General features: G+C 74.1%; 23 protein-coding genes. 15 read left to right on the forward strand and 8 right to left on the reverse strand.

Annotation, left to right across the window (positions count from 1 at the left end; translation table 11 throughout):
• Window positions 1-88: 88 nt before the first annotated feature.
• Both VF202_13345 and VF202_13350 read right to left on the reverse strand, forming a co-directional pair.
• Window positions 89-916 carry a 3-hydroxyacyl-CoA dehydrogenase family protein gene (locus VF202_13345; GenBank protein ID HEX7041097.1) on the reverse strand — a complete coding sequence of 276 codons (828 nt, stop codon included), beginning with the start codon at window positions 914-916 and terminating at the stop codon, window positions 89-91.
• Between the two features lie 21 nt (window positions 917-937).
• Entirely contained in the window at window positions 938-1,696 is a 759-nt protein-coding gene (locus tag VF202_13350; GenBank protein ID HEX7041098.1) for a class I SAM-dependent methyltransferase, read from the reverse strand.
• Between the two features lie 221 nt (window positions 1,697-1,917).
• On the opposite strand from VF202_13350, the gene gabT reads away from it, so the two are divergent.
• Window positions 1,918-3,258 (forward strand): 4-aminobutyrate--2-oxoglutarate transaminase, encoded by a 1,341-nt coding sequence (gene gabT, locus VF202_13355; GenBank protein ID HEX7041099.1) that lies wholly within the window; start codon window positions 1,918-1,920, stop codon window positions 3,256-3,258.
• Window positions 3,259-3,338: 80 nt separating this feature from the next.
• Here the strand turns inward: gabT and VF202_13360 are convergent, their stop codons facing one another.
• Window positions 3,339-4,220, reverse strand: coding sequence for a sulfurtransferase (locus tag VF202_13360; protein ID HEX7041100.1), 882 nt, complete (start codon window positions 4,218-4,220; stop codon window positions 3,339-3,341).
• Window positions 4,221-4,421: 201 nt separating this feature from the next.
• On the opposite strand from VF202_13360, the gene rpe reads away from it, so the two are divergent.
• Window positions 4,422-5,084: a ribulose-phosphate 3-epimerase gene (gene rpe, locus VF202_13365; GenBank protein HEX7041101.1), complete on the forward strand. Its 663-nt coding sequence runs from the start codon at window positions 4,422-4,424 to the stop codon at window positions 5,082-5,084.
• Window positions 5,085-5,195: 111 nt separating this feature from the next.
• On the opposite strand, the gene VF202_13370 is transcribed toward rpe, so the two are convergent.
• Genes VF202_13370 through VF202_13380 form a run of 3 tightly spaced genes read right to left on the reverse strand, consistent with a single transcriptional unit; the run spans window position 5,196 to window position 7,585 of the window.
• A complete protein-coding gene (locus VF202_13370; GenBank protein ID HEX7041102.1) occupies window positions 5,196-6,149 on the reverse strand; it encodes an acetyl-CoA carboxylase carboxyltransferase subunit alpha in 954 nt (317 codons plus the stop codon).
• On the reverse strand, window positions 6,133-7,020 hold the full coding sequence (accD, locus tag VF202_13375) for an acetyl-CoA carboxylase, carboxyltransferase subunit beta (protein HEX7041103.1): 888 nt from the start codon (window positions 7,018-7,020) through the stop codon (window positions 6,133-6,135). The genes VF202_13370 and accD overlap by 17 nt, the downstream gene beginning before the upstream one ends.
• A 58-nt stretch (window positions 7,021-7,078) precedes the next feature.
• A complete protein-coding gene (locus VF202_13380) occupies window positions 7,079-7,585 on the reverse strand; it encodes a polymer-forming cytoskeletal protein (GenBank protein ID HEX7041104.1) in 507 nt (168 codons plus the stop codon).
• A 138-nt stretch (window positions 7,586-7,723) separates the two neighbouring features.
• Here VF202_13380 and VF202_13385 point away from each other — a divergent pair, with 138 nt between their 5' ends.
• From VF202_13385 to fba, 11 genes are all read left to right on the forward strand, one after another.
• Window positions 7,724-8,794, forward strand: coding sequence for an SDR family NAD(P)-dependent oxidoreductase (locus VF202_13385; protein ID HEX7041105.1), 1,071 nt, complete (start codon window positions 7,724-7,726; stop codon window positions 8,792-8,794).
• Entirely contained in the window at window positions 8,794-9,417 is a 624-nt protein-coding gene (gene nrdR, locus VF202_13390) for a transcriptional regulator NrdR (GenBank protein ID HEX7041106.1), read from the forward strand. Before VF202_13385 ends, nrdR begins: the two co-directional genes overlap by 1 nt.
• A 2-nt stretch (window positions 9,418-9,419) precedes the next feature.
• Window positions 9,420-10,895 carry an RsmF rRNA methyltransferase first C-terminal domain-containing protein gene (locus VF202_13395; GenBank protein ID HEX7041107.1) on the forward strand — a complete coding sequence of 492 codons (1,476 nt, stop codon included), beginning with the start codon at window positions 9,420-9,422 and terminating at the stop codon, window positions 10,893-10,895.
• A gap of 90 nt (window positions 10,896-10,985) precedes the next feature.
• Entirely contained in the window at window positions 10,986-11,411 is a 426-nt protein-coding gene (gene rplM, locus VF202_13400) for a 50S ribosomal protein L13 (protein HEX7041108.1), read from the forward strand.
• A complete protein-coding gene (gene rpsI, locus VF202_13405; protein ID HEX7041109.1) occupies window positions 11,411-11,797 on the forward strand; it encodes a 30S ribosomal protein S9 in 387 nt (128 codons plus the stop codon). Before rplM ends, rpsI begins: the two co-directional genes overlap by 1 nt.
• 35 nt (window positions 11,798-11,832) lie before the next feature.
• The gene (locus VF202_13410) at window positions 11,833-12,636 is read left to right on the forward strand and encodes an undecaprenyl-diphosphate phosphatase (protein HEX7041110.1); all 804 of its coding nucleotides are present in this window, start codon (window positions 11,833-11,835) and stop codon (window positions 12,634-12,636) included.
• A 91-nt stretch (window positions 12,637-12,727) separates the two neighbouring features.
• Entirely contained in the window at window positions 12,728-14,269 is a 1,542-nt protein-coding gene (gene gltX / locus VF202_13415; GenBank protein ID HEX7041111.1) for a glutamate--tRNA ligase, read from the forward strand.
• Window positions 14,266-15,255, forward strand: a complete 990-nt coding sequence (gene ftsY, locus VF202_13420; protein HEX7041112.1) for a signal recognition particle-docking protein FtsY — start codon at window positions 14,266-14,268, stop codon at window positions 15,253-15,255. The genes gltX and ftsY overlap by 4 nt, the downstream gene beginning before the upstream one ends.
• A 25-nt stretch (window positions 15,256-15,280) precedes the next feature.
• Window positions 15,281-15,991, forward strand: a complete 711-nt coding sequence (mqnB, locus tag VF202_13425; protein HEX7041113.1) for a futalosine hydrolase — start codon at window positions 15,281-15,283, stop codon at window positions 15,989-15,991.
• Window positions 15,975-16,241, forward strand: coding sequence for a hypothetical protein (locus tag VF202_13430; GenBank protein HEX7041114.1), 267 nt, complete (start codon window positions 15,975-15,977; stop codon window positions 16,239-16,241). Before mqnB ends, VF202_13430 begins: the two co-directional genes overlap by 17 nt.
• 128 nt (window positions 16,242-16,369) lie before the next feature.
• Window positions 16,370-17,290 (forward strand): class II fructose-1,6-bisphosphate aldolase, encoded by a 921-nt coding sequence (gene fba, locus VF202_13435; GenBank protein HEX7041115.1) that lies wholly within the window; start codon window positions 16,370-16,372, stop codon window positions 17,288-17,290.
• A gap of 28 nt (window positions 17,291-17,318) precedes the next feature.
• Here fba and VF202_13440 read toward each other — a convergent pair whose 3' ends face one another.
• Together VF202_13440 and VF202_13445 are read right to left on the reverse strand one after the other, a co-directional pair.
• A complete protein-coding gene (locus VF202_13440) occupies window positions 17,319-18,926 on the reverse strand; it encodes an NFACT family protein (GenBank protein ID HEX7041116.1) in 1,608 nt (535 codons plus the stop codon).
• 17 nt (window positions 18,927-18,943) lie between these two features.
• Window positions 18,944-20,344, reverse strand: coding sequence for a tetratricopeptide repeat protein (locus VF202_13445; GenBank protein ID HEX7041117.1), 1,401 nt, complete (start codon window positions 20,342-20,344; stop codon window positions 18,944-18,946).
• Between the two features lie 104 nt (window positions 20,345-20,448).
• Between VF202_13445 and VF202_13450 the strand changes: the two genes are divergently transcribed.
• Window positions 20,449-21,207: an exodeoxyribonuclease III gene (locus tag VF202_13450; protein ID HEX7041118.1), complete on the forward strand. Its 759-nt coding sequence runs from the start codon at window positions 20,449-20,451 to the stop codon at window positions 21,205-21,207.
• On the forward strand, window positions 21,204-21,826 hold a 623-nt coding region (locus VF202_13455), incomplete at its 3' end, for a SulP family inorganic anion transporter (protein HEX7041119.1). The genes VF202_13450 and VF202_13455, both read left to right, overlap by 4 nt.

Genomic DNA, 21,826 nt, shown 5'->3' on the forward strand with positions numbered 1-21,826 from the left:
GGGGGCGTCTTCCCCTCTCGGCCGCGGCGCGCCCACGCCGCGCGGCGACCGCCCTCGAGTCGGGCCTGCGCGCTGCCGCCCTGCGCGCCTAACCCTCGTCGTAGTAGCCGCCGCCCGCCTTCCGGCCCAGGCGGCCCGCCTCGACGAGCTTGCGCAGCGTCTGCGGCGCCCTGAACCTGTCGCCGTACGCCTCCGCCAGCGAATCGGCGATGAGGAGCACCGTGTCGAGGCCGATGTAGTCGGCGAGCTCCAGGGGTCCCATCGGGTGGTTGAGCCCGAGCTTCACGGCCGTGTCGATGTCGTCGCGGCTCGCCACGCCCTCCTCGAGGAGCCTCGCTCCCTCGAGCAGCACGGCCGCGACCACGCGCGTGGTCACGAAGCCCTGCCTGTCCTGGACGGTCACGACCGTCTTCCCGCACGCCTCGGCCACGGACGCGACGGCCGCCAGCGCCTCGGGCGAGCTGCGCACGCCGCGCACCAGCTCCACCAGGCGCATGCGCTCCGGCGGGTTGAACCAGTGCATGCCCACGACCCGCTCCGGGCGCGAGGTGGCCGCGGCGATCGCCGTCACGGACAGCTCGCTGGTGTTCGTCGCCAGCCAGGCGCCGGCCGGAGCCGCGGCGTCGACGCGGGCGAAGAGCTCGCGCTTGAGGTCGAGCACCTCGGGGACGGCCTCGACGACGAGGTCCGCCCGCCCCACCGCCGCCGGCAGGTCGACGTGCGTGGTCAGCGCCTCGGCCCTCTCCGCCGCGTGCTTGGCGGCGCGGGCGCGGGCCCGCTCCAGCGCCTCTCGTGACGTGTCGTAGACGTCAACGGCGAACCCGGCCCGCACCAGGACCGCCGCGATCCCGCCGCCCATGAGGCCGGCCCCGATCACGGCGACCCGCCGCAGGGGGAGCGCGCTCGTCTCGCTCATGCCATCACCCGCCGGACGGCATCATAACGGCGGGTACACGTCGTACCTCACGGTCCGTCCGCGCAGGGAGCCGCTGGGCTCCACCCCGCCGAGCGGCTCGGCGCGCAGGTGGCGCTTCACGACCACGCGTCTGGTCGCTGCCTCGCGGGCGGCTTGCAGCAGGTCGGGCGCGCCCGACTCGTCGGCGCCGAGCAGCTCGCGCAGCAGCGCCATGCCCTTGGGCGGCAGCGCGCGACCGCCCGGCCCCGTGAACATCGGGTCGAGGTAGACGACGCCGCGCCGCTCCGGGGCGAGCGCGCCCGCGCGCAGGACGTCGCGCGCGTCGCCGGTCACCAGCTCGACCCGGCCCGCGGCCTCCGCCGCCGCCGGGCCGAGCGCGCCGCCGACAGCCCGCTCCAGCGCGTCGGCGAGGAGAGCGGAGAGCAGCGGGGAGCGCTCGATCAGGATGACGTGGGCACCGCGCGACGCCAGGCGGAAGGCGTCACCTCCCAGGCCGGCGGTGGCGTCGACGACCCGCTCCTTCCCCGCCAGCGCGGCCCGCCACAGCGGGTCAGGGGCCTGGCGCGGCGCGCGGCCGAGGGACGCGACGGCGGCGGTCACGGAAGGTCCGCCGCCCAGCCGCAGGCCCAGCCCGCCCGGGCCGACGGTGAGGACGAGGGCACCCGGCGGCGCGGCGCCCGCCTCGGTCGCTCCCGCCGCCCCTAGTGACGCCGCCAGCGCCTCGGCGCGCGTCCGCGACGCGGCGTCCTCGACCTCGACCCACACCGGGCGCCCCTCCACGCGGAGATGGTAAGGGGCGTGCCGCTGGGGGACGCCGGGGTCCCCGCGGAGGGGTCGGCGGTGGCCGCGCACCGTGCCGCCGGGGACAGGCGACGGGCGGCGTCGTGCTACGATTCGATGCGCAGGAAGCGTGATGGCGTTCGATTCTCAAGCGCTGTGACCCTTTCCGTTACGAACCGGAAGCGAGAGCGCAGGACCGCCACCGCGAGAGGAGGCTTGGCATGACCAACGAGCAGCTCAGGCAGCGGCGGGCCGCGGCGGTCACCCCGGGGGCGGTGAGCACGCACCCGTTCCACCCGGTGCGCGGCGAGGGCTCCTACGTCTGGGACGTCGAGGGCAAGCGCTACCTCGACTTCTCCACCGGCATCGCCGTCATGAACATCGGCCACTCGCACCCCGCGGTGGTCGAGGCCGTGAAGCGCCAGGTGGAGCAGTTCCAGCACCTCTGCTTCGCGGTCGGCATGCACCCGAGCTACATCGAGCTCGCCGAGCGCCTCAACGCGCTGGCGCCGGGCGACGCGCCGAAGAAGACGTTCCTGGCGAACTCCGGCGCCGAGGCGGTGGAGAACGCCGTGAAGATCGCGCGCGCCTACACCGGGCGCCCCGGCATCGTCGCGTTCACCCACGCCTTCCACGGGCGCACCTACATGGCCTTCTCCCTCACGGGCAAGGCCAAGCCTTACAAGGCCGGCTTCGGCCTGCGCGCCGCCGAGGTGTACCGGGCGCCGTACCCGTACCACTTCCGCAACCCCTGGGGCGCCGAGACCGAGGAGGAGACCGGCGAGAAGGCGCTGGCCGTGCTGAGGGACCTCGTCGAGGTCACGATCGGCGCCAGCGAGGTCGCGGCGTTCGTGATCGAGCCCGTCGCCGGCGAGGGCGGCTTCATCCCCGCCCCGGCGAGCTTCCTGCGCGGCCTGCGCGAGTTCGCCTCCGAGATCGGCGCGCTGTGGATCGACGACGAGGTGCAGGCGGGCGTGGGCCGCACCGGGAAGATGTGGGCGGTCGAGCACCACGGCCTGGAGCCTGACCTCGTGACCTCGGCCAAGGCCCTCTCGTCCGGCTTCCCGCTCTCGGCCGTCGTCGGCAAGGCCGAGGTGATGGACGCGATGAAGCCCGGCCAGCTCGGCACGACCTTCGGCGGGAACCCCGTCTCCGTCGCGGCCTCGCTGGCCACGCTCGACGTCATCGAGCGGGAAGGCCTGCTCCAGCGCGCCGCCGAGATCGGCCGCAAGGCGATGGCGCGCTTCGCGGAGCTGCAGGGCCGCTACCCCGGCATCGGCGACGTCAGGGGCAAGGGGGCCATGATCGCCCTGGAGTTCGTGGCGGAGGACGGGACCACGCCGGACGCCGCCAGCGTCGATAGGATCGTCGCGTTCGCGCGCGACGCCGGGCTGGTGCTGCTGCCCACGGGCTCCTACGGCAACGTGATAAGGCTGCTGCCGCCGCTCAACCTCTCCGACCAGGAGCTCGAGGAGGGCCTGACGATCATCGAGCGCGCCGTCGCCGCCACGCTGCGCGAGGGCCCCAGCCCGGTGAGGGACCTGGCGTCCGCCGCGGGCTGAGGGCCTTCGCCCGCCTCACGGATCTAGGGCCCCGCGGCGCGCCGCGGGGCCCTTCCTCGACCGGCCCTAGGTGCGATCGCTCAGGGCTGGTCGCCCTGCCTTATCGGCACGCCGACCATGTTCCCCCACTCGGTCCACGAGCCGTCGTAGTTGCGCACCCGCGGGTAGCCGAGGAGGTACTTGAGCACGAACCAGGTGTGGCTCGAGCGCTCGGCGATGCGGCAGTAGGCGATCACGTCCTTGTCCGGGGTCACGCCCTTGCCCGCGTAGAGCCTCTCGAGCTCGGCGCGGTCCTTGAAGGTGCCGTCCTCCCTCACGGCCTGGGCCCACGGCAGGTTGATGGCGCCGGGGATGTGGCCGCCCCGCAGCGCCCCCTCCTGCGGGTACTCGGGCATGTGCAGCTTCTCGCCCGTGTACTCCTGCGGGCTGCGCACGTCGACGAGGGCGCCCTCGCCCGAGCCCACCTTCAGCAGGTGCTGCAGCACGTCGGACGCGAACGCCCTGATGCTGGCGTCGCGGTAGCGCACCGCGTACTCGCCGCGCTCGTAGGTGGGCACCTCGGTCGTGAGCTCGCGGCCCTCGGCCACCCACTTCTGCCGGCCGCCGTTCATGAGCCTCACGTCGGCGTGGCCGTTGTACTTGAAGAACCACAGCGCGTAGGCCGCCCACCAGTTGGACTTGTCTCCGTAGAGCACCACGGTCGTGTCGTTGCTGATGCCCTTCGACTCCATCAGGTCGGCGAACGCGGCGGCGTCGATGAAGTCGCGCCGGTCCTTGAGCTGCAGCTCGGTGAGCCAGTCGATCTCGACGGCGCCGGGCACGTGCCCCTGCTTGTAGAGCAGCACGTCCTCGTCGACCTCGACCACGCGCACGTCGGGCCGGCCGAGGTTCTCGGCCACCCAGTCGGTGCTCACCAGCACGTCCGGGACGGCGTAGGCGTTGGCGGAACTGCTGTCACCCATGCGGGTCCTCCCTTTCGCGCCTCGGATAGTAACCTCGATCCCCGTCGCGGCTGGGCGGCCCGTGAGCGCCAGGCGCGTTCCACGTCCCGGGCGAAGCGGCCTCCGGGCGTCGGCGCCCCGGCGCGCGCGGACCCCGGCGCTGGGGCGGGCCGAGCGGGACCGCCGGCGGGACGCGTCCGGGGCTGGGCTATACTCCGCGCGGTGAGCGCCTACAAGCTAGCGGCGTCGGTGCTGGCCGCCGACTTCACCAGGCTCGGGCAGAGCGTGCAGGAGGCCCAGGACGCCGGCGTGGAGTGGCTGCACCTCGACGTCATGGACGGGCACTTCGTGCCCAACATCTCCTTCGGCCCGGCCGTCGTGGCGGCGGTGAAGAGGTCCTCGACCCTGCCGCTCGACGTGCACCTGATGATCGCGCGGCCCGCGCAGCTCGTCGAGCGCTTCGCGGCCGCCGGCGCCGACGTGATCACCGTCCACGCCGAGGTGGACCCGCACCTCCACAGGCTCCTGCAGCAGGTCAGGGCGACGGGCGCGAAGGTCGGCCTGGCGGTGAACCCCCTCACGCCGCTCGGCGTGCTCGAGGCCGCCCTGCCCTACCTCGACCTGGCCCTGGTGATGTCGGTGAACCCGGGCTTCGGCGGCCAGGAGTTCATCGCCGGCAGCATCGCCCGCATCGAGGCGCTGAGGCGCATGCGGGACCGCGCCAACCCCAACTGCCTCATCGAGGTCGACGGCGGCGTGACGGCAGCGAACGTCAAGGCCGTCGTGGAGGCCGGCGCCGACGTCGTCGTGGCCGGCACGGCGGTGTTCGGGGGCATGGGGCCCGTGGCCGACAACGTGACGGCGCTGCGCGCCGCCGTCACCTAGACCCGACGAAGGGCAGGGGCTGCGGCCCCGCGCTGGCAGCCGCCGTCGGCCGGCGCCGTCTCGGGCGCGGAGGGCCCGGCCGGAGCGGCGCCGGCGCAAGCGGACCTCGTCTCAGGCGGCCTCGGCGAAGCGCCCCAGCGCGCGGAACCTCTCGTAGCGCTGCGCCAGCAGCGCGGCGGGCGGCAGCCCCTCGAGAGCGTCCAGCTCCTCGACGAGCGCCCGCTGCACCGCCGCGATCGCCTCGTCCGGGGAGTTGTGGGCGCCGCCAAGGGGCTCGGGCACGACGCGGTCGACGACGCCCTGCTCGAGCAGGTCCTTCGCCGTGAGCCGCAGCGCCTCGGCCGCCTTGGGGGCCTCGGCGGAGTCGCGCCACAGGATCGCCGCGCACGACTCGGGGCTTATCACCGAGTAGATCGCGTTCTCGAGGATCAGCACACGGTTCGCCACGCCTATCGCCAGCGCGCCGCCCGACCCGCCCTCGCCGATGACGACCGAGACGGCCGGCACCTCGAGCCGGCTCATGCGCTGGATGCAGGCCGCGATGACCCAGGCCTGCCCCTGCTCCTCGGCGGCGAGGCCGGGGTAGGCGCCCGGCGTGTCGATGAGGCAGACGACGGGCAGCCGGAACTTGTCGGCGAGGTCGAACATGCGCATGGCCTTGCGGTAGCCGCTGGGGTGGCTCATGCCGAAGTTGCGGGTGATGTTCTCCTTGGTGTCGCGGCCCTTCTGCTGGCCGACGACCACGACCTGCCTGCCGCCCAGCTCGGCCAGGCCCGTGACCATGGCAGGGTCGTCGCCCAGCGTGCGGTCGCCGTGCAGCTCCTGGAAGCCTGAGAACGCCTTCGTGAGGTAGTCGAGGGCCGTGGGGCGGCCGGGCGCGCGCGCGACCTGGACTCGCTGCCAGCGCGTGAGGTTCTCGAACGTGTCGCGCTTGAGCCTGTCGAGGCGCGCCTCCAGGAGGGCGATCTCCTCGGAGAGGTCGACCTCCTGCTCCTGGGCGTAGCGGCGCATGTCGGCGATCTTCGCCTCGAGGTCCTCGATCGGCTTCTCAAAGGGCAGCGGCATGCAGCTTCTCCAGGGGGGCGCGCTCCTTGGCGCCCGACAGGGCCTTGAGCACGGCGGCGAGCCTGCCCTTCAGCTCGGCGCGCGGGACGACGTCGTCGACCATGCCCTTCTGCAGCAGGAACTCCGCGCGCTGGAAGCCCTCGGGGAGGTCCTGCTTGATCGTCTGCTGGATCACGCGCGGGCCGGCGAACGAGATCAGCGCGCCGGGCTCCGCGAAGACGACGTCGCCCAGGGTCGCGAAGCTGGCGGTGACGCCGCCGGTGGTGGGGTGGCTCAGCACGACCACGTAGGGCAGCCGCTCGGCGGCGAGGCGCTCGAGCGCGACGGTGGTCTTCGCCATCTGCATCAGCGACAGCGCGCCCTCCTGCATGCGCGCGCCGCCCGAGGCCGTCACGGCGACGAGCGCCAGGCCCTCGTCGGCGGCGCGCTCGGCGGCGCGGGCGATCTCCTCGCCCACGGCCGAGCCCATGGAGCCGCCGAGGAAGAAGAAGTCCATGACGACGAGGGCGACGGGCGTGCCGCCCAGCTCGCACGCGCCGGTGACGACGGCCTCCGGCCTGCCCTGCCGCTGCTCGGCCTTCTCCAGGCGCTCGACGTAGGGCTGGGTGTCGGTGAACTCCAGCGGGTCGACGGGCCTTATCGCGCCCGACCACCGCTCGAAGGTGCCGGGGTCGGCGAGCATGTCGATGCGGTCGTCGACGGGCATCGTGTAGTGATGCCCGCACTCGGGGCAGACGTGCAGGTTGGCGATCAGGTCCTTGCGGTAGATCTGCGCGTTGCAGGCGTCGCACTTGAGCCACAGTCCGGCGGGAGCGTTGTCGTCCTCCTTGCGGGTGGGACGGTTCCGCCTGAAGAGGCGTTCAAGCGCCATCTCGCCTCCCTGCCGGCGTGTCGGTGTACGTCAGCGCAGGCACGCGCCAGTGTAGCAGTCAGTCACGTGCGCTCAAGCGACCCGGACCGACCGAGGCGGCCCCGGGCGCGTCGGCGTCGCCCGCCGCGGCGCTCGCGGCCTCCCCGGGCTCGGTCGCGGCCGCTAGCTCTGCCATCTCGCCGGGCAGCTCGGCCGCGGACCCGCCCCCGGTCATCTCGCTGCGCCCCGTGAAGCGGGCGCCCTCCTCGATGTCGAGCGCCGCGGCCTTCACGTCGCCGACCAGCTCGCCGCCGTTCCAGATCTCGACCTTGCCGCTGACGACGACGTCCGCCCTCACCTTGCCGAGGACCCGCAGCTCCTCGGCCCGCACCAGCGAGCCGACGATCACGCCGGCGGGAGCGACCTCGACGACCCCGTCCACCTCGACGTCGCCCTCCACGACGCCGTGGACCCTGACGCGGCCCACGGCCTCCACCCGCCCGACCAGCTTCGTGCCGCGGTGGATGTACGTGAACGGCTCGCGCTTGGCGGGCTCCTCCTGCTTCTTCGGGGTCCTCCTCAGCATCCTGCCTCCAACGTGGCCGGCGCCTGGCGCCCGGCCCGCGCCCCCAGGTTCCCCCACCGCGCGCCCCGGAGGACGAGTGATGGCTCACACGTCAAGCGGCTGGCGGCGACACGTGGAAGGAAGGCGTATCCTAGCCGAATGGAAAGAGCCAGGGTGGTCCTGGTCACGAACGTGGGCCAGGGGTTCGGTCGCGCGGTGTCGCTGGCGTACGGGCGCGCCGGCTACCACGTCGTGTGCGCCGACCGCGACGTCGACCTGGCCTCGAAGACCGCCGCGGAGGTCGAGGAGCTCGGCGGCCAGGCCATACCCATCCAGGCCGACATGACCACCCAGATGGACGTGCTCACGACGTACCAGAAGGTGCTGGAGATCTTCGGCGCGCTCGGCGGCGTGGTGCACGTCGCCGAGCACGTGAACACGACGCCGTTCGAGAACATGGCCGAGGCCGAGTTCTTCGAGGTGATGGTCGAGGACCTGCGCAGCTCGTTCCTCGTCCTCAAGACCGCGGCGCGGCTCCTGTCCGTGGGCTGGGTCGTCATCGTGGCGCCGCCGGCCCTGGACTCGGTGCAGATGCACGCGGTGCAGGGCGCCCTCGCCAGGATGGTGACGGGATTCAGGGAGCGCTTCAAGTTCCCGCGCGCGAACCTCGTCGTGCCCTCGCGCCTCAGCTCCGACCCGCTGCACGACCAGGCGCTGGTGAGGGCCGTGCGCTACCTCGGGTCACCCGAGTCGGCGGGCGTCTCCGGCCAGATCGTCGACGTGGACCTCCCCGAGCCGCCCCGCGTCGCCGAGGCGCTGCTGCCCGAGGTGCGCGCCGCCCTCGACGACAAGGTGAGGCAGGACGAGGAGTACGACTACGCCTGGGAGTACAGCGTCGACGACGAGTCGCCGTACGAGGAAGAGGAGGACCTCGCCGCCGCGGACCGCGACGGGACCGAGGCGCTCGTCGCCGAGGCGGACGACGGCGACGACTACGAGGCCTTCGACCTGTTGTGGACCCACGAGCTGGGCCTGGTGGGCCGCACGCCCGCACTCAGGCACCTCGTCGACGAGGTCGCGCCGCCGCCAGACGAGGCCTACGTCGCCGGCCTCGAGCCCGCCGTCGACCTCTACGGCGACCTCAGCCGCCTCGAGGGCGCCGACCCCTACGACGGACGCCCCGAGCCCTCGCCCGCCTACGACGGCGAGGACGTCTACAAGAAGCGCTGATGCGCTGCCCCTACTGCTCGTCGGAGGACACGAAGGTCGTGAACTCGCGGCCGTCCGACGAGGGCGCGGCGATCCGCCGGCGCCGCGAGTGCCCGAACTGCCAGCGGCGCTTCACCACCTACGAGCGCGCGCAGTTCGAGGCGCTGATGGTGCGCAAGCGCTCCGGCAGGCACGAGGCCTTCGACGCCGACAAGCTGCTCAGCAAGCTGCGCATCGCCGCCAACAAGCGCCCCGTCTCCGAGAAGGTGCTGCGGGAGTTCGCCTACGGCTTCGAGGACGAGGTGCAGGGCCCCGAGGTCACGTCGGAGTACATAGGGCGCCGCGTGCTGCAGTTCTTGAAGTCCCTCGACGACGTCGCGTACATCAGGTACCTGAGCGTCTACCGCGACTTCGACTCCGTCGACCGCTTCATCGAGGAGATCAGGCAGCTCGACGCCGACGTCGCCGGCAAGCACGCCCCGCGCGGCTCGGCGCCCGCGGAGGAGCGCGCCGACGCCGCCGGGGAGGAGCGGCAGGCGCCGGCAGCGCCCGCCGACGGTGCCGTCGAGGCGCGGCCGGAGCCGGACGTGCCCGCCGACGCCGCGGGCACGCGCGGCAACCTCACGCGCCCCGAGCCGTCCTGAGCGTGGTCGCGGCGAGCCTGCCGCCCGCGTTCAGGGCGCGCATGAGGGCGCTGCTGGGCGGCGAGGCCGAGGAGCTCTTCGCGGCCCTCGAGGAGCCGCGCGAGCCGGCCGTCCGCCTCAACGCCCTGCGCGGCGACCCGGGCCGCCTCGCCGCGCTGCTGCCGTGGCCCCGGGCGCCGGTGCCGTGGTGCCCGGCGGGCCGGCTCGTGAACGCCGCCAGCGCGTCCGTGGCGGACCACCCCCTGAACGACGCCGGCGTCTACTACCAGCAGGACCCCGCCGCGATGGCCGCTGCCGAGGCGCTAGACCCGCGTCCGGGCGAGCTCGTCGTCGACCTGGCGGCGGCGCCGGGAGGCAAGGCCACGCACCTGGCGGCGCTGGCCGGCGACGCGGCCCTCGTCGTCGCGAACGACGTGGACGCGCGTCGCGCCCGCGCCCTCCTCTCCAACGTCGAGCGCCTCGGCGTGACCGGCGCGGCCGTGACGAGCTCGGCGCCGGGCCGCTTCGCCGGCGCCCTGGGCGGAGCCTGCGACGCCGTGCTGCTCGACGCCCCCTGCTCCGGAGAGGGGATGTTCCGGCGCTCGGCGGCGGCGCGCGCGGCGTGGAGCGAGGCGGGCGTCGGGCGGCACGCCGAGCTGCAGCGACGCCTCATCGCCGCGGCCGCCGACCTGCTGCGCCCGGGCGGGCGGCTCGTCTACAGCACCTGCACCTTCGACCCCCGCGAGAACGAGGAGGTCGTGCTGTGGCTGCTGGCGCGCCGGCCGGACCTGGAGCTCGAGCCCCTCGACCTGGCGGGCGCCGAGGACGCCGCGAGGTTCGGCCTGCCGGGCGCGGCGCGCCTGTGGCCGCACCGCGCGGTGGGGGACGGGCACTTCGTGGCGCGCCTGCGCCGGTATGAGGGAGCGCCCGCGGGTCCGGGGGCGCGTCGCCCGGGGGACGGCCGGGAGGGCTCCCGCGTCCGCGGCGCGGCCCGCCGCGGACGCCTGGTCGAGGGCGCGCCGGACGACGCCACCCAGGACGCCTGGGCGTCCTTCGCCGCGGAGCGCCTCACGCCGGAGTGGCGGGAGCGCGCGTCCGGAGGCCGCCTGGCGCGCTTCGGCGAGCGCCTCCTGCTGCTGCCCGAGGGCTTCGCGCCCCTGCCCGGCGTGCACGTCCTGCGCGCGGGCCTGCACGTCGCCGACGCGCGGTCGGCCGGCGGCAGGGTGGAGCTGACGCCCGCCCACGCACTGGCCATGGCGGCAGGCTTCGCGGAACGAGGCTGGGCGGGACCGCGGCTCGAGGTGGGCGGAGACGACGCGTCCCTGGCGGCGTTCCTGGAGGGCGGTGCCCTCGCCGCGCCCGGCGTCCCCGACGGCCAGGCGCTCGTCACATGGCGGGGCTTCGCGCTGGGCTGGGCGGACTGCCGGCGCGGCTCCGCTCGCTCCCTGCTGCCGCGCGGCCTGCGCCGGAAGACGCGCGCCGCCCACGCCCTTGGCTAGGCCCGCCGCAGCGTGCTACACTCGCGTTTGGCTTCTTCGCTCTAGTGCCCCGATCACTCACGAAGGCGAAGACAGAAGGACGTGACGAGCGTGAAGACTTACTTCTCGAACGAGCCCACGAACGACTGGGTCCTCGTGGACGCAGCCGGCATGCGCGTGGGCCGTCTCGCGACCCGGGTCGCCGCCCTGCTGAAGGGCAAGCACAAGCCCACCTACTCGCCGCACCAGCCGTGCGGCGACTTCGTCGTCGTCATCAACGCCGACAAGGTCGAGTTCAGCGGCGACAAGCTCGACTCCAAGGTGTACACCAGGTACTCGGGCTACCAGGGCGGTCTGAAGACCACGACGGCCCGCGAGGCGCTGGCCAAGCACCCGGAGCGCGTGATCGAGCACGCCGTCTGGGGCATGCTGCCTAAGACGCGCCTGGGCCGCCGGCTGATCCGGCGGCTGAAGGTCTACGCCGGCGAGACGCACCCGCACGAGGCGCAGCAGCCGAGGAAGCTGGAGCTCAACTGATGGATCAGTACTACGGTACCGGCCGCCGCAAGGAGGCCATCGCGCGCGTGTTCCTGCGCCCCGGTAGCGGCCGCATCACCGTCAACGGCCGCGAGTTCCAGGAGTACTTCCGCGGCATCCTCGCGGGCGTCGAGGCCCTCGAGCCCCTGAAGGCCACGAACACCGCCGGCCGCTACGACGCGGTCATCACCGTCAAGGGCGGGGGGCCTAGCGGCCAGGCCGACGCGATCAAGCTGGGCGTGGCCCGCGCGCTCCTCAAGGTGGACCCCAACCTCCGCGCCACGCTCAAGCAGGCGGGTCACCTCAGGCGCGACGCCCGTGTCGTCGAGCGCAAGAAGTACGGCCTCAAGAAGGCCAGGCGCGCTCCCCAGTACAGCAAGCGCTGAAGCCGCTCTAGCAGCGGAGACAGGGTCGGGCCCCCGTGACCGTGCTGCAGGCTCTCGTGCTGGGCGCGGTCCAGGGGCTCACCGAGTTCCTGCCCGTCTCGTCCTCCGGCCACCTCGTCCTCGCGAACTACTACCTGGGCTGGGGCGACCGGCTCCCCCTGTGGGTGGACATCGCCACGAACACGGGCACCGTGCTGGCCGTCGTCGTCTACCTGTGGCGGGACGTCGCGGCGGCCGTCGGTGGCTTCTTCGCCGGCCTCGCCTCCGCCGAGGCCCGTGCGCGGCCGGGCTGGCGGCTGGCGCTCTTGGTGCTGGCCGGCTCGGTACCGACGGCGGCGATCGGCCTGGCGCTGCGCGGCGTCTTCGAGAGCCTCAACGCGCCCCTGCCCGTGGCGATCGCGCTGGCGGTCACCGGCCTCATCCTCTGGTTCGCGCCCAGGTCGGGGCCGAAGAGGGAGCCGGGCGACCTCAGCTACGCCGACGCGCTCGTCGCCGGCGTCGTCCAGGGCATCGCCGTCGTGCCCGGCATCTCCCGCTCCGGCTCCACGATCGCGTCCCTGCTGGCGCGCGGCGCCGACAGGGAGCTCGCGCCGCGCGTGTCTTTCCTCCTCTACCTGGTGGTCTCGCTCGGCGTGGCCGTGTTCGGCATCGGGGACGTCCGCGAGGCGGAGGTGCCCCTCGTCCCGCTCGTCGCGATGGTGGCCTCGTCGTTCGCCGTCGGCTACCTGGCACTCGTCACGGTGTTCGCGGTGCTGCGCCGCGGGCGCTTCCGGGCCTTCGCGCCCTACCTCTGGGCGCTGTCGGCCGTCACCATCGCCTCCGTGCTGCTGGGCCGTTGAGGGCGTGCGGAACGCCGCGGGGCGGACAGGGACGAGCCGGCTCGCTGGGCTATCATCGCGGGGCTAGAGGGAGGCGACGTCAGTGGAGGTCGTGACTCGAATCGCGCCGTCCCCGACCGGCGACCCGCACGTCGGAACGGCTTACGTGGGTCTGTTCAGCTACGTGCTGGCGAGGAAGCATGGCGGCCGGTTCATCTTCCGCCTCGAGGACACGGACCGTCAGCGCTATCAGGAGCAGTCGGAGCGACGGATCCTCGAGATGTTCTCCTGGCTCGGCATCGAGCCGGACGAGAGCCCGGCGAAGGGCGGCCCGCACGCGCCGTACCGGCAGAGCGAGCGGCTGCACGTCTACCGCGAGCACGTCGACGCGCTGCTGGCCGGCGGCCACGCCTACAGGGCGTTCGAGACGGCCGAGGAGCTGGAGGCCATGCGCGCCGAGCAGAAGCGCCTGGGCAAGCCCCTCGGCTACGACGGGCGCGGGAGGTCGGTGCCGCGCGAGGAGCAGGAGCGGCGGGCCGCCGCGGGCGAGCCGCACGTCGTCCGCCTCGCCACGCCGGACGACGGCACGACCACGTTCGTCGACAGGCTGCGCGGCGAGATCTCCTTCGCCAACGAGGAGATCCGCGACCCCGTCCTGCTCAAGTCGGACGGCTACCCCACCTACCACCTCGCCGTCGTCGTCGACGACCACCTCATGGGCGTCACGCACGTGATCCGCGCCGAGGAGTGGATCACGAGCACGCCGATCCACGTGCTCCTCTACCGCGCCTTCGGCTGGGAGCTCCCCGAGTTCGTGCACGTGCCGATCCTCCGCAACCCCGACCGCACGAAGCTCTCGAAGCGCAAGTCGGACACGTCCGTCGACTCGTACCGTCGGCAGGGCATCCTGCCCGAGGCGCTGCTGAACTACCTCGCGACGCTGGGCTGGAGCATGCCGGACGGACGCGAGTTCTTCAGCCTCGAGGAGATGATCGCCGCGTTCGACCTCGACCGCATCTCGACCGGCGAGCCCGTCTTCGACCTCAAGAAGCTGAAGTTCTTCAACGCCAAGTACCTGCGCGAGATCCTGCCACTCGAGGAGGTGGCCGCGCGCGCGGAGCCGCTCTTCGCCGAGCGGGGCTTCGACGTGGGCGACGACCCCGACTACCTCCTCGACGTCGTCGACGTGCTCAGGCCGCGCGCGGAGACCCTGGTCGAGCTGGCCGACCAGGCCGGCTACTTCTTCACGGAGGAGTTCCCGTACGACGAGGGCGCACGCAAGCAGCTCGCGGCGGGACAGGCGCACCTGCAGGCCGTGGAGCGCGAGCTGTCGATGCTCGAGTTCTTCGACTACGACGGCGTCGACGACATGCTGCGCTCCTACGTGCAGGACCAGGCCGTGCCCATGGGCAAGGTCATGATGCCGCTGCGCGCGGCGCTGACGGGCACCACCACCTCGCCCGGGGTCGTCGACCTGATCGTGATCCTCGGCAAGCAGCGGTCGCTCTCCCGCATCGGCAGGGCGCTCACCTACATCGACGCCGGCCTGCCCGACGACGACCCCCAGAAGTCCCTCGAGGAGCAGAGGCGCCAGGAGGCGGCCAAGGCCAAGGGCAAGCAGGTCGCCGCGGCCAAGGCGAAGGGCGCCTCGTGAGCTGGTTCGACCGCCTGCGGCAGGGCCTCTCGCGCACGCGCGGCGTCATCGCGGAGGGCCTGGGCGGCGAGGGGCCGGCCGCGCCGGGTCAGCGGGCTCCCGGCGCCGCGCCCCGAGGGCGCCCCGCCGACTGGGAGATGGACTGGGACGAGCTGGAGCTCGCCCTCATCGCCGCCGACGTGGGCGCCAAGCTGGCCGCCGAGGTCGTCGAGGGGGCGAAGCGCGAGCGCGAGCGCGGCATGACGTTCGGCCAGGCGCTGGAGAAGGCGCTGCTCGACCAGCTCGAGCCCGACGCGATGCGGCAGAAGCTGCGGCGCGTGGGCTTCCAGCTCGACGTCACCCGCAAGGTCGTGGAGCCCGCCGGGCACGTGATCATGGTCGTGGGCGTCAACGGCGTCGGGAAGACGACCACGATCGCCAAGCTGGGGGCGTACTACCAGCGCCACGGGCGCAGCGTGATGTTCGCCGCCGGCGACACGTTCAGGGCCGCCGGGAGCGCGCAGCTCGCCGTCTGGGGCGAGCGCCTCGGCATACCGACCGTGACCGGACCGGACGGCGGCGACCCGGCCGCCGTCGCCTTCGACGGCGCCCAGCGGCGGCTCTCGCAGGGGCGAGACCTGCTGATCGTCGACACGGCGGGCCGCCTCCACACCAAGCACAACCTCATGGAGGAGCTGAAGAAGGTGAAGCGGGTCGTGGACCGCGCCGACCCCGGCGAGCCGCGCGAGGTGTGGCTCGTGCTCGACGCCGTGACGGGCCAGAACGGCCTCGAGCAGGCGCGGCGCTTCCACGACGCCGTCGGCCTCACCGGCGTGATCGTCACCAAGCTCGACGGCACGGCGAAGGGCGGCATCCTCCTCCCCATCACGCGCGAGCTGCGCCTGCCCATCAGGTTCATCGGCGTCGGCGAGCGCGAGGACGACCTCCAGCCCTACGACGCCGCGGCGTTCGTGCACGCGCTCCTCGACCTCCCGGTGGAGGCCTGAGCTGCCGCGACAGCTGCTGGCGGTCGTGGCCGCCACCCGCGCGGAACTCGGCCCGCTGGCGCGCGCCCTTGCCGGTCACGGGAGGCTCCCGTGGGGGCCCCGCTGGCCCCACGCGGTGACGGGCGAGCTCGCCGGCGTGCCCGTCGTCCTGGCCGCCAGCGGCCTGGGCAAGGCCAACGCCGCGGCCGCGCTGGCGGCGCTGGTGGCGTCCGCGGGCGGCGCGGTGCGGGCCGTGCTGCAGGTCGGCGTTGGCGGCGCCTACCCCGGCGCTCCCGTGGCCACGGGGGCCGCCGCCCTCGCCGCCAGCGAGCTCGACCTCGACCTCGGCCTCGGTCGCCACCCCGACTGGCGCGACCTGGAGGCGCTCGCCGTGCCGGGCGACGAGACGCGCAACCGCATCGACCTAGCGGGCCCCGCGCTCGAGGCGGCCCGGGCCGCGACGGGCCTGCCGGCGCTGGCCTTCGCGACGTCCGACGCCGTCACCGCCGACCGCGACGACGCCGCCTACCTGGCCGGGCGCTTCGGAGCGTCGGTCGAGTCCATGGAGGGGGCGGGCGCCGCGCGCGCGGCGGCGGCCCTCGGGGTACCGTTCGTCGAGCTGCGCGGCGTGAGCAACCTGGCGGGCGACCGCGACAAGGCGTCGTGGCGCCTGCGGGAGGCGATAGCGGCGGCCTGCGAGGCCGCCGTCGCGGCCGCGGGCGCCGTCTGGGAGGTCTGTCGTGAACCCGCTGGCTAGCCTGCCCTGGTGGCTGCTCTGGGTCGTGCTGGGCGTCACCTTCGTCGTCGTCCACGCCCTGGCCTTCCAGCCGCGGCGGGAGGCCGGCGGCGGGAGGACGCTCATGCGCGTGGTCTCCTCCGCCCTCCTCCTCGTCGGGCTGGTGGTCGTGGACCCCGCCGAGCCCGCCACGGTGCTGCTGGCCCTGGCGGCCGCAGCCGGCGCCGGCTTCCTCAGCGGCAGGGCCGCGCCGCCGCGCCCTACCCGGTGAGGACACGGGCCCGCCCGGCCTCAGAGCGTAGCGGCCGCCTCCAGCCGCGTCCCGTGGCTGCGCCGCTCCGGTCGTCCGCGAGCCGGCCGATGGCTGCCCTGCCCCGTCCCAGACGGTAGACTCGCAGGATGCCACTGGTTTCCGGGATCGACGTGCTCGGGCCCGCCCGGGCGGGCGGCTACGCCGTGGGCGCCTTCAACACCAGCGATTTGGAGATCACGCAGGCGATCGTCGAGGCCGCCGAGGCCGAGCGCAGCCCGGTGATCGTCGCCCTCTCCGAGGGCTCGCTCAAGTTCGGCGGCGACGCCCTCGTCGCCGTCGTCAAGCACCTCGCCGGCGAGGCGACCGTGCCCGTGGCCATGCACCTCGACCACGGCTCCTCGTTCGAGATGTGCGTGCGCGCCCTCCGCCGGGGCTTCACCTCGGTGATGATCGACATGTCCCACGAGGACGAGGAGACGAACGTGCGCGAGACGGCGCGCGTCGTGCGGGCCGCCCACGCCGTGGGCGTCACGGTCGAGGCCGAGATCGGCCGGCTGGCCGGCATCGAGGAGCACGTCGACGTCAGCGCCGAGGACGCCGCCCTCACGAAGCCCGACGAGGCCGCCAGGTTCATGGAGCGCAGCGGCGCCGACTACCTGGCCGTGGCGATCGGCACCTCGCACGGCGCCTACAAGGGGAAGGGCCGCCCGTTCATCGACCACGCCCGCCTGGAGGCCATAGCCGCCAGGGTCCCGCAGCCGCTCGTCCTGCACGGCGCCTCCAGCGTGCCGGCCGAGCTGGTCGAGCGCTTCCGGGAGGCAGGCGGCGCCATCGAGGGGGCCGTCGGGATCCACCCGGAGGACATCGAGCGGGCCGTGCGGCACGGCATCTCCAAGGTCAACACCGACACCGACCTGAGGCTGGCGTTCACGACGAGCGTGCGCGAGACGCTGCGCGACGACCCCGGCCAGTTCGACCCGCGCAAGCTCCTCGCGCCCGCCCGCGACGCGATGCGTTCCGTCGTGGCCGCGCGCATGCGCCTCTTCGGCTCGTCCGGTCGGGCCTGAGGTCGCCGGCGGGAGGCCGGGCCGCGGTTCAGCCTCCGTGCCCGGCCGCGGACGCCTCGTCCCTGGCCGGCTCGACGTAGACGGTCTTCTGCCGCGTGTACTGCACCGCCCCCGGGGCGGCGCCCTTGGGGCGCCAGACGTGCTTGCGCAGCGTGTAGTCGACCGGGACGTTCGAGGAGCCGCGCGCCTCGGAGAAGCCGGCGGCCAGCCTCGCGGCGAAGAGCACCGTGTCGAACGGCACCTCCCGGCCGGCGCTGCGCACGACCACGTGCGCCCCGCGGTAGCCCTGCGCGTGCAGCCACAGGTCGAGCGACCGGGCGATTCCGAAGGTCACGGCGTCGTTCTCCCTGGCGTTGCGCCCGACCACGACCTCGAAGCCGTGCGGGGCCAGGAACCGCGCCCCCACCTCCGCCGCGCCGCGGCCGGGACGCGGGGCGCCGCGCCGCCCCGTGGCCTCCGCCGCCGCCACGAGCCGCCGCAGCTCCTCGACGCCCGCGTCGGCCAGCGCGGCCGCCTCCGCCTCGAGCCTGGCGACCTCGTCGCGCGAAGCCGGCAGCTCCCGCCGCGCCCGCTCCGCCCGCGCCTCGCGGCGCCTGGCCCTGTCGTAGCGGAGCCGCGCGTTGCCGGCGGCGTCGCGCCGCGGGTCGACCTCGAGCACCACGGGGGCGCCGTCGTAGCCGACGACGGTGGCCCGGGACCCCTCCAGCCGCCACGACGCGGACGCGGCCAGGAGGAGGTCGGCCTCGGCCCGCAGGCGCCGAGGCTCCTCCGGGTCGGCCAGGGCGCGCTCGGCGTCGGCGAGCCGCCGACGGGCCAGCGCCAGACGGTCGGCCAGGAGCGCCGCGGCGCGGCGGCGCAGCCTCGTCGGCTCGTCGACCGCGTCGGCGGGGCGTCCTCGCCCGCCGGCGCCATGGCCGGCGAGGAAAGCCGCGGGAGACGCGACCATCTCGCCCAGCGCGTCCACGGCCGCCGCTAGCAGGTCGCCCTCCAACACGTCGGTCGGCGACGCGCCGGCTAGCTCCGCGAGCCGCCCTTGGAGAGCCGCCTGCAGGCGCGGACCGACGCCGTCCACGACGTCCCTGACGCGGCGCAGCTCGACTCCCCGCAGGCGCCGGCGGAGCTCCGCGGCGTCCGCGGCGCGCGGGTCCAGCTTGTCGTAGGGGGGCGGGGGCACGTAGGGGACGCCCTGCCGCACCTCGCGGTAGCGGTTGACCTCGGCCGTCACCGGGCGCATGGCGCCGAGCACCAGGCCGTCCTCGCCCACCAGCACGAGGTTCGCGTTGCGCCCCGTGAGCTCCGCCACGAGGTCGACGGGAGGCTCTGGCACGAAGCCGCGCGAGGGGCCGAAGCGCAGCGTGACCACGCGGTCGAGCGCGCGCTGCTCCGCGGACCGCAGGTCGCCCGCGGCGCGCGCCGCGAGCTGGCGCTGGAACGGCGTGCGCGGCCCGCCGCGGGGCGGTCCGTCGTCGCGCAGCTCGAGCCGCGGGTCTCGCGGGGGCGCGACGAGCCACAGGCACGGTCCGGAGCGCAGGGGCAGGACGGCCGTCGTCTCGTCGGGGAACGCCCACGGCAGACGCTCGGCCGGCAACAGGCCGGAGAGGCGCCGGAGCTGCTCCGCCAGCAGGAGTCCCTCCACGCGGTGAGGCTAACCGGTCAGTTCAGGAGCCTGTCGTGCCCGCCGAGCGCCTCCCTGGCCTCCTCGACGTACTGCGTCAGGGGCAGGTACCACTCGCTCGAGGGCTCGGTGTGCTCGAGCGCGGCCCTGGCGTGGGTCAGCACGCGGGCGGCGTGGGCCTCGCCCATCTGGGCGTAGACGTCGGCCAGCATCTGGTGGGCGCTGACCCAGTAGGGGTCGCCCGGCAGGCTCGCGCCCACGGCCTGCTCGAACCAGCTCACGGCCTCCTCGAGGCTGTAGTACTCGTAGGCGATGTTCCCCAGGGTGAGGCAGGCGGCGGCGCTGGCCCCCAGCTCGAGCGCCTGCTCGGCGGCGAGCTGCGCCCCCTCGAGGTCGCCGTAGCGGAGCCGCACGTCGGCGAGGTCGGCGAGCGCGTCGCCGCGGTGCGGGTAGCTGGGGTCCGAGACGACCTCGGAGAGCAGGGCCTCGGCCTCGTGGAGCTCGTCGCACTCGATGAGCGCGTAGGCGGCCTCGTGCTGCGTGTAGGCGCGGTGCTCGGCCGGTGCCAGCTCGAGGGCCCGCGCGAACCAGTCCCGCGCCTCGCGGTAGCGCCCGAGCGCGGTGAGGGCCTGGGCGGTGGCGAAGGCCACGCTGTAGCTCGGGTCCGCGTTCGTCCCGGCCAGGCCGTGGGCCTCGGTGAGCAGCTCGAGAGCCCGGTTGGGGTTGCCGAGCTCGAGGTGGGCGCGGCCGAGCAGGTAGCGGTGGACGGTGAGCTCCTCGGGCCGCAGCAGGGCCTCGTCGACCTGGCCGAGGCAGGCGATCGCCTCCTCGGTCCGGCCCAGCTCCACCAGGGCGCCGGCGAGGCTGAGCCGCTCCGGCTCGCGCTCGGCCTGCGGTGCCGCCTCGACGGCCTTCGCGAACGCCTCGGCGGCCCCCTCCCACTCGCCCATCGCCTCGCGGCACTGGCCGAGCAGCGACCAGCGCCGCCACCGCAGGTAGGCGGGCAGCCTTGCCTCATCGATCGCCAGCAGGCGCCGGCTGGCGCTCTTGGGCGCGTCGACGGCGAACAGCGCCGAGGCGGCGTGGTAGGCGGCCACGGGGTCGGCCTCGTTGACGTCCTTGAGGCCCCGCTTGACGTCGCCTATCGACCCGCCGCGGTAGGCCGAGAACTCCCAGAACAGGGCGCGGTAGAGAGGGTCCTTGACGAGGTTGGGGTCCGCCGCGACGGCAGAGCGGAGAGCCGGCAGGCCGTTCTCGATGCCGTCCTCGCCGTAGAGGGCGTAGAGGGCCGCGAGCTGCAGCCACGCCTGCCCCTGGCCCTGCCTGGCGGCCTTGCGGGCCGCCGTCTCGAGCATGGACAGCGCCAGCTCATACTGGCCCTGGGCCAGGGCCTGCTGGGCGGACTCGAGAGGCGCGTACCTCCCACGCCTGAAGATCACGCCGCCAACCTAACACGCATGTCCGTGCAGCACGACGAAAGACACACATGCCGGAGGGGCCTGCGGGTCACAGGTCCGCGCGCCGGTGTGCGAGTATGGCGGGCGTGAGGGTCGTGAGCCTCAACGTCAATGGCGTGCGTGCCGCGGTCCGCAAGGGCCTGCCCGCGCTGCTGGACGAGCTCGCGCCCGACGTCGTGTGCCTCCAGGAGGTCCGCGCCGACCCCGAGCAGGTCCCGGAGCTCGCCGTCGGCCTTCGGGCCTCGTGGCACCCCGCCGAGCGCAAGGGCTACAGCGGCGTGGGCACCCTGACCCGCGCCCGCCCCCGGCGCGTGCGCGCCGGCATCGGCAGCGCGGAGCACGACAGCGAGGGGCGCGTGCTCGTGACGGAGCTCCCCGAGGTCACGGTCCTCAACGTCTACTGCCCGTCGGGGACGACGGGCGATGTCAGGCAGGCCGTGAAGATGGCGTTCCTCGATCGTTTCCTCGGCTTCGTGTCGGCTCTGCTCGCCGAGGGCAGGCCCCTGCTGGTGTGCGGCGACGTCAACATCGCGCACCGCGAGATCGACCTCAAGAACTGGCGCGGGAACCAGAAGAGCTCGGGCTTCCTGCCCGAGGAGCGCGCGTGGTTCGGCGAGCTCCTGGGGCTGGGGCTCGTCGACGTGGTGAGGCGGCTGGCCGGCGAGGGGACCGCGGTCTACTCGTGGTGGACGCAGCGCGCCGGCGCGCGCGAGCGCAACGTGGGCTGGCGCATCGACTACCAGCTCGCCACGCCCGACCTGGCCGAGCGCGCCGTCGCCTTCGACGTGCCGCGCTTCCCCGTGCTCTCCGACCACGCCCCCGTGGTCGTCGACTACTCTTTGTGAGCGCGTCCGGAGGGGCGCCCGCCGCCGCGGGAAGCGCGCGGCGGGGTGCCTCGGCGGAGCTGGCCCGTTTCCTGCCCGGCCGGCGGGACTACGACCTCAGGCACCTCCGGGACGACCTGCTGGCGGGCGTGACCGTCGCGTTCGTCGCGCTGCCCCTGGCGCTAGGCTTCGGTGTGACGTCGGGCGCCGGCGCGGCGGCCGGCGTCGTCACGGCGATCGTCGCGGGCTTCGTGGCCGCGGCCTTCGGCGGCTCGCGCTTCCAGGTCACCGGTCCCACGGGCGCCATGACGGCCGTGCTCCTCGGCATCGTCGCCGAGCACGGTGTCGGCGCCCTGCCGCTCCTCGGCCTCGGCGCCGGCGTGATCCTCTTCGCGCTCGGCCTCGGCGGCGTGGGCAGGTACGTGCGGTTCGTGCCCTGGCCCGTGGTCACGGGCTTCACGAACGGCATCGCCGTGATCATCTTCCTGCAGCAGCTGCCGGCGGTCCTGGGGGTGCCTCAGGAGGCGGCCGAGAGCATCCTCCTGCTGGCGGGCCGCACCGCGTCGGTGTGGCTGCAGGAGCCCACCTTCCTGCCGCTGGTCCTCGCCGCCCTCACCGTCGCCGTCATGCTGGCCTGGGG

This window comes from Trueperaceae bacterium (genome assembly GCA_036381035.1).
Taxonomy (GTDB): domain Bacteria; phylum Deinococcota; class Deinococci; order Deinococcales; family Trueperaceae; genus DASRWD01.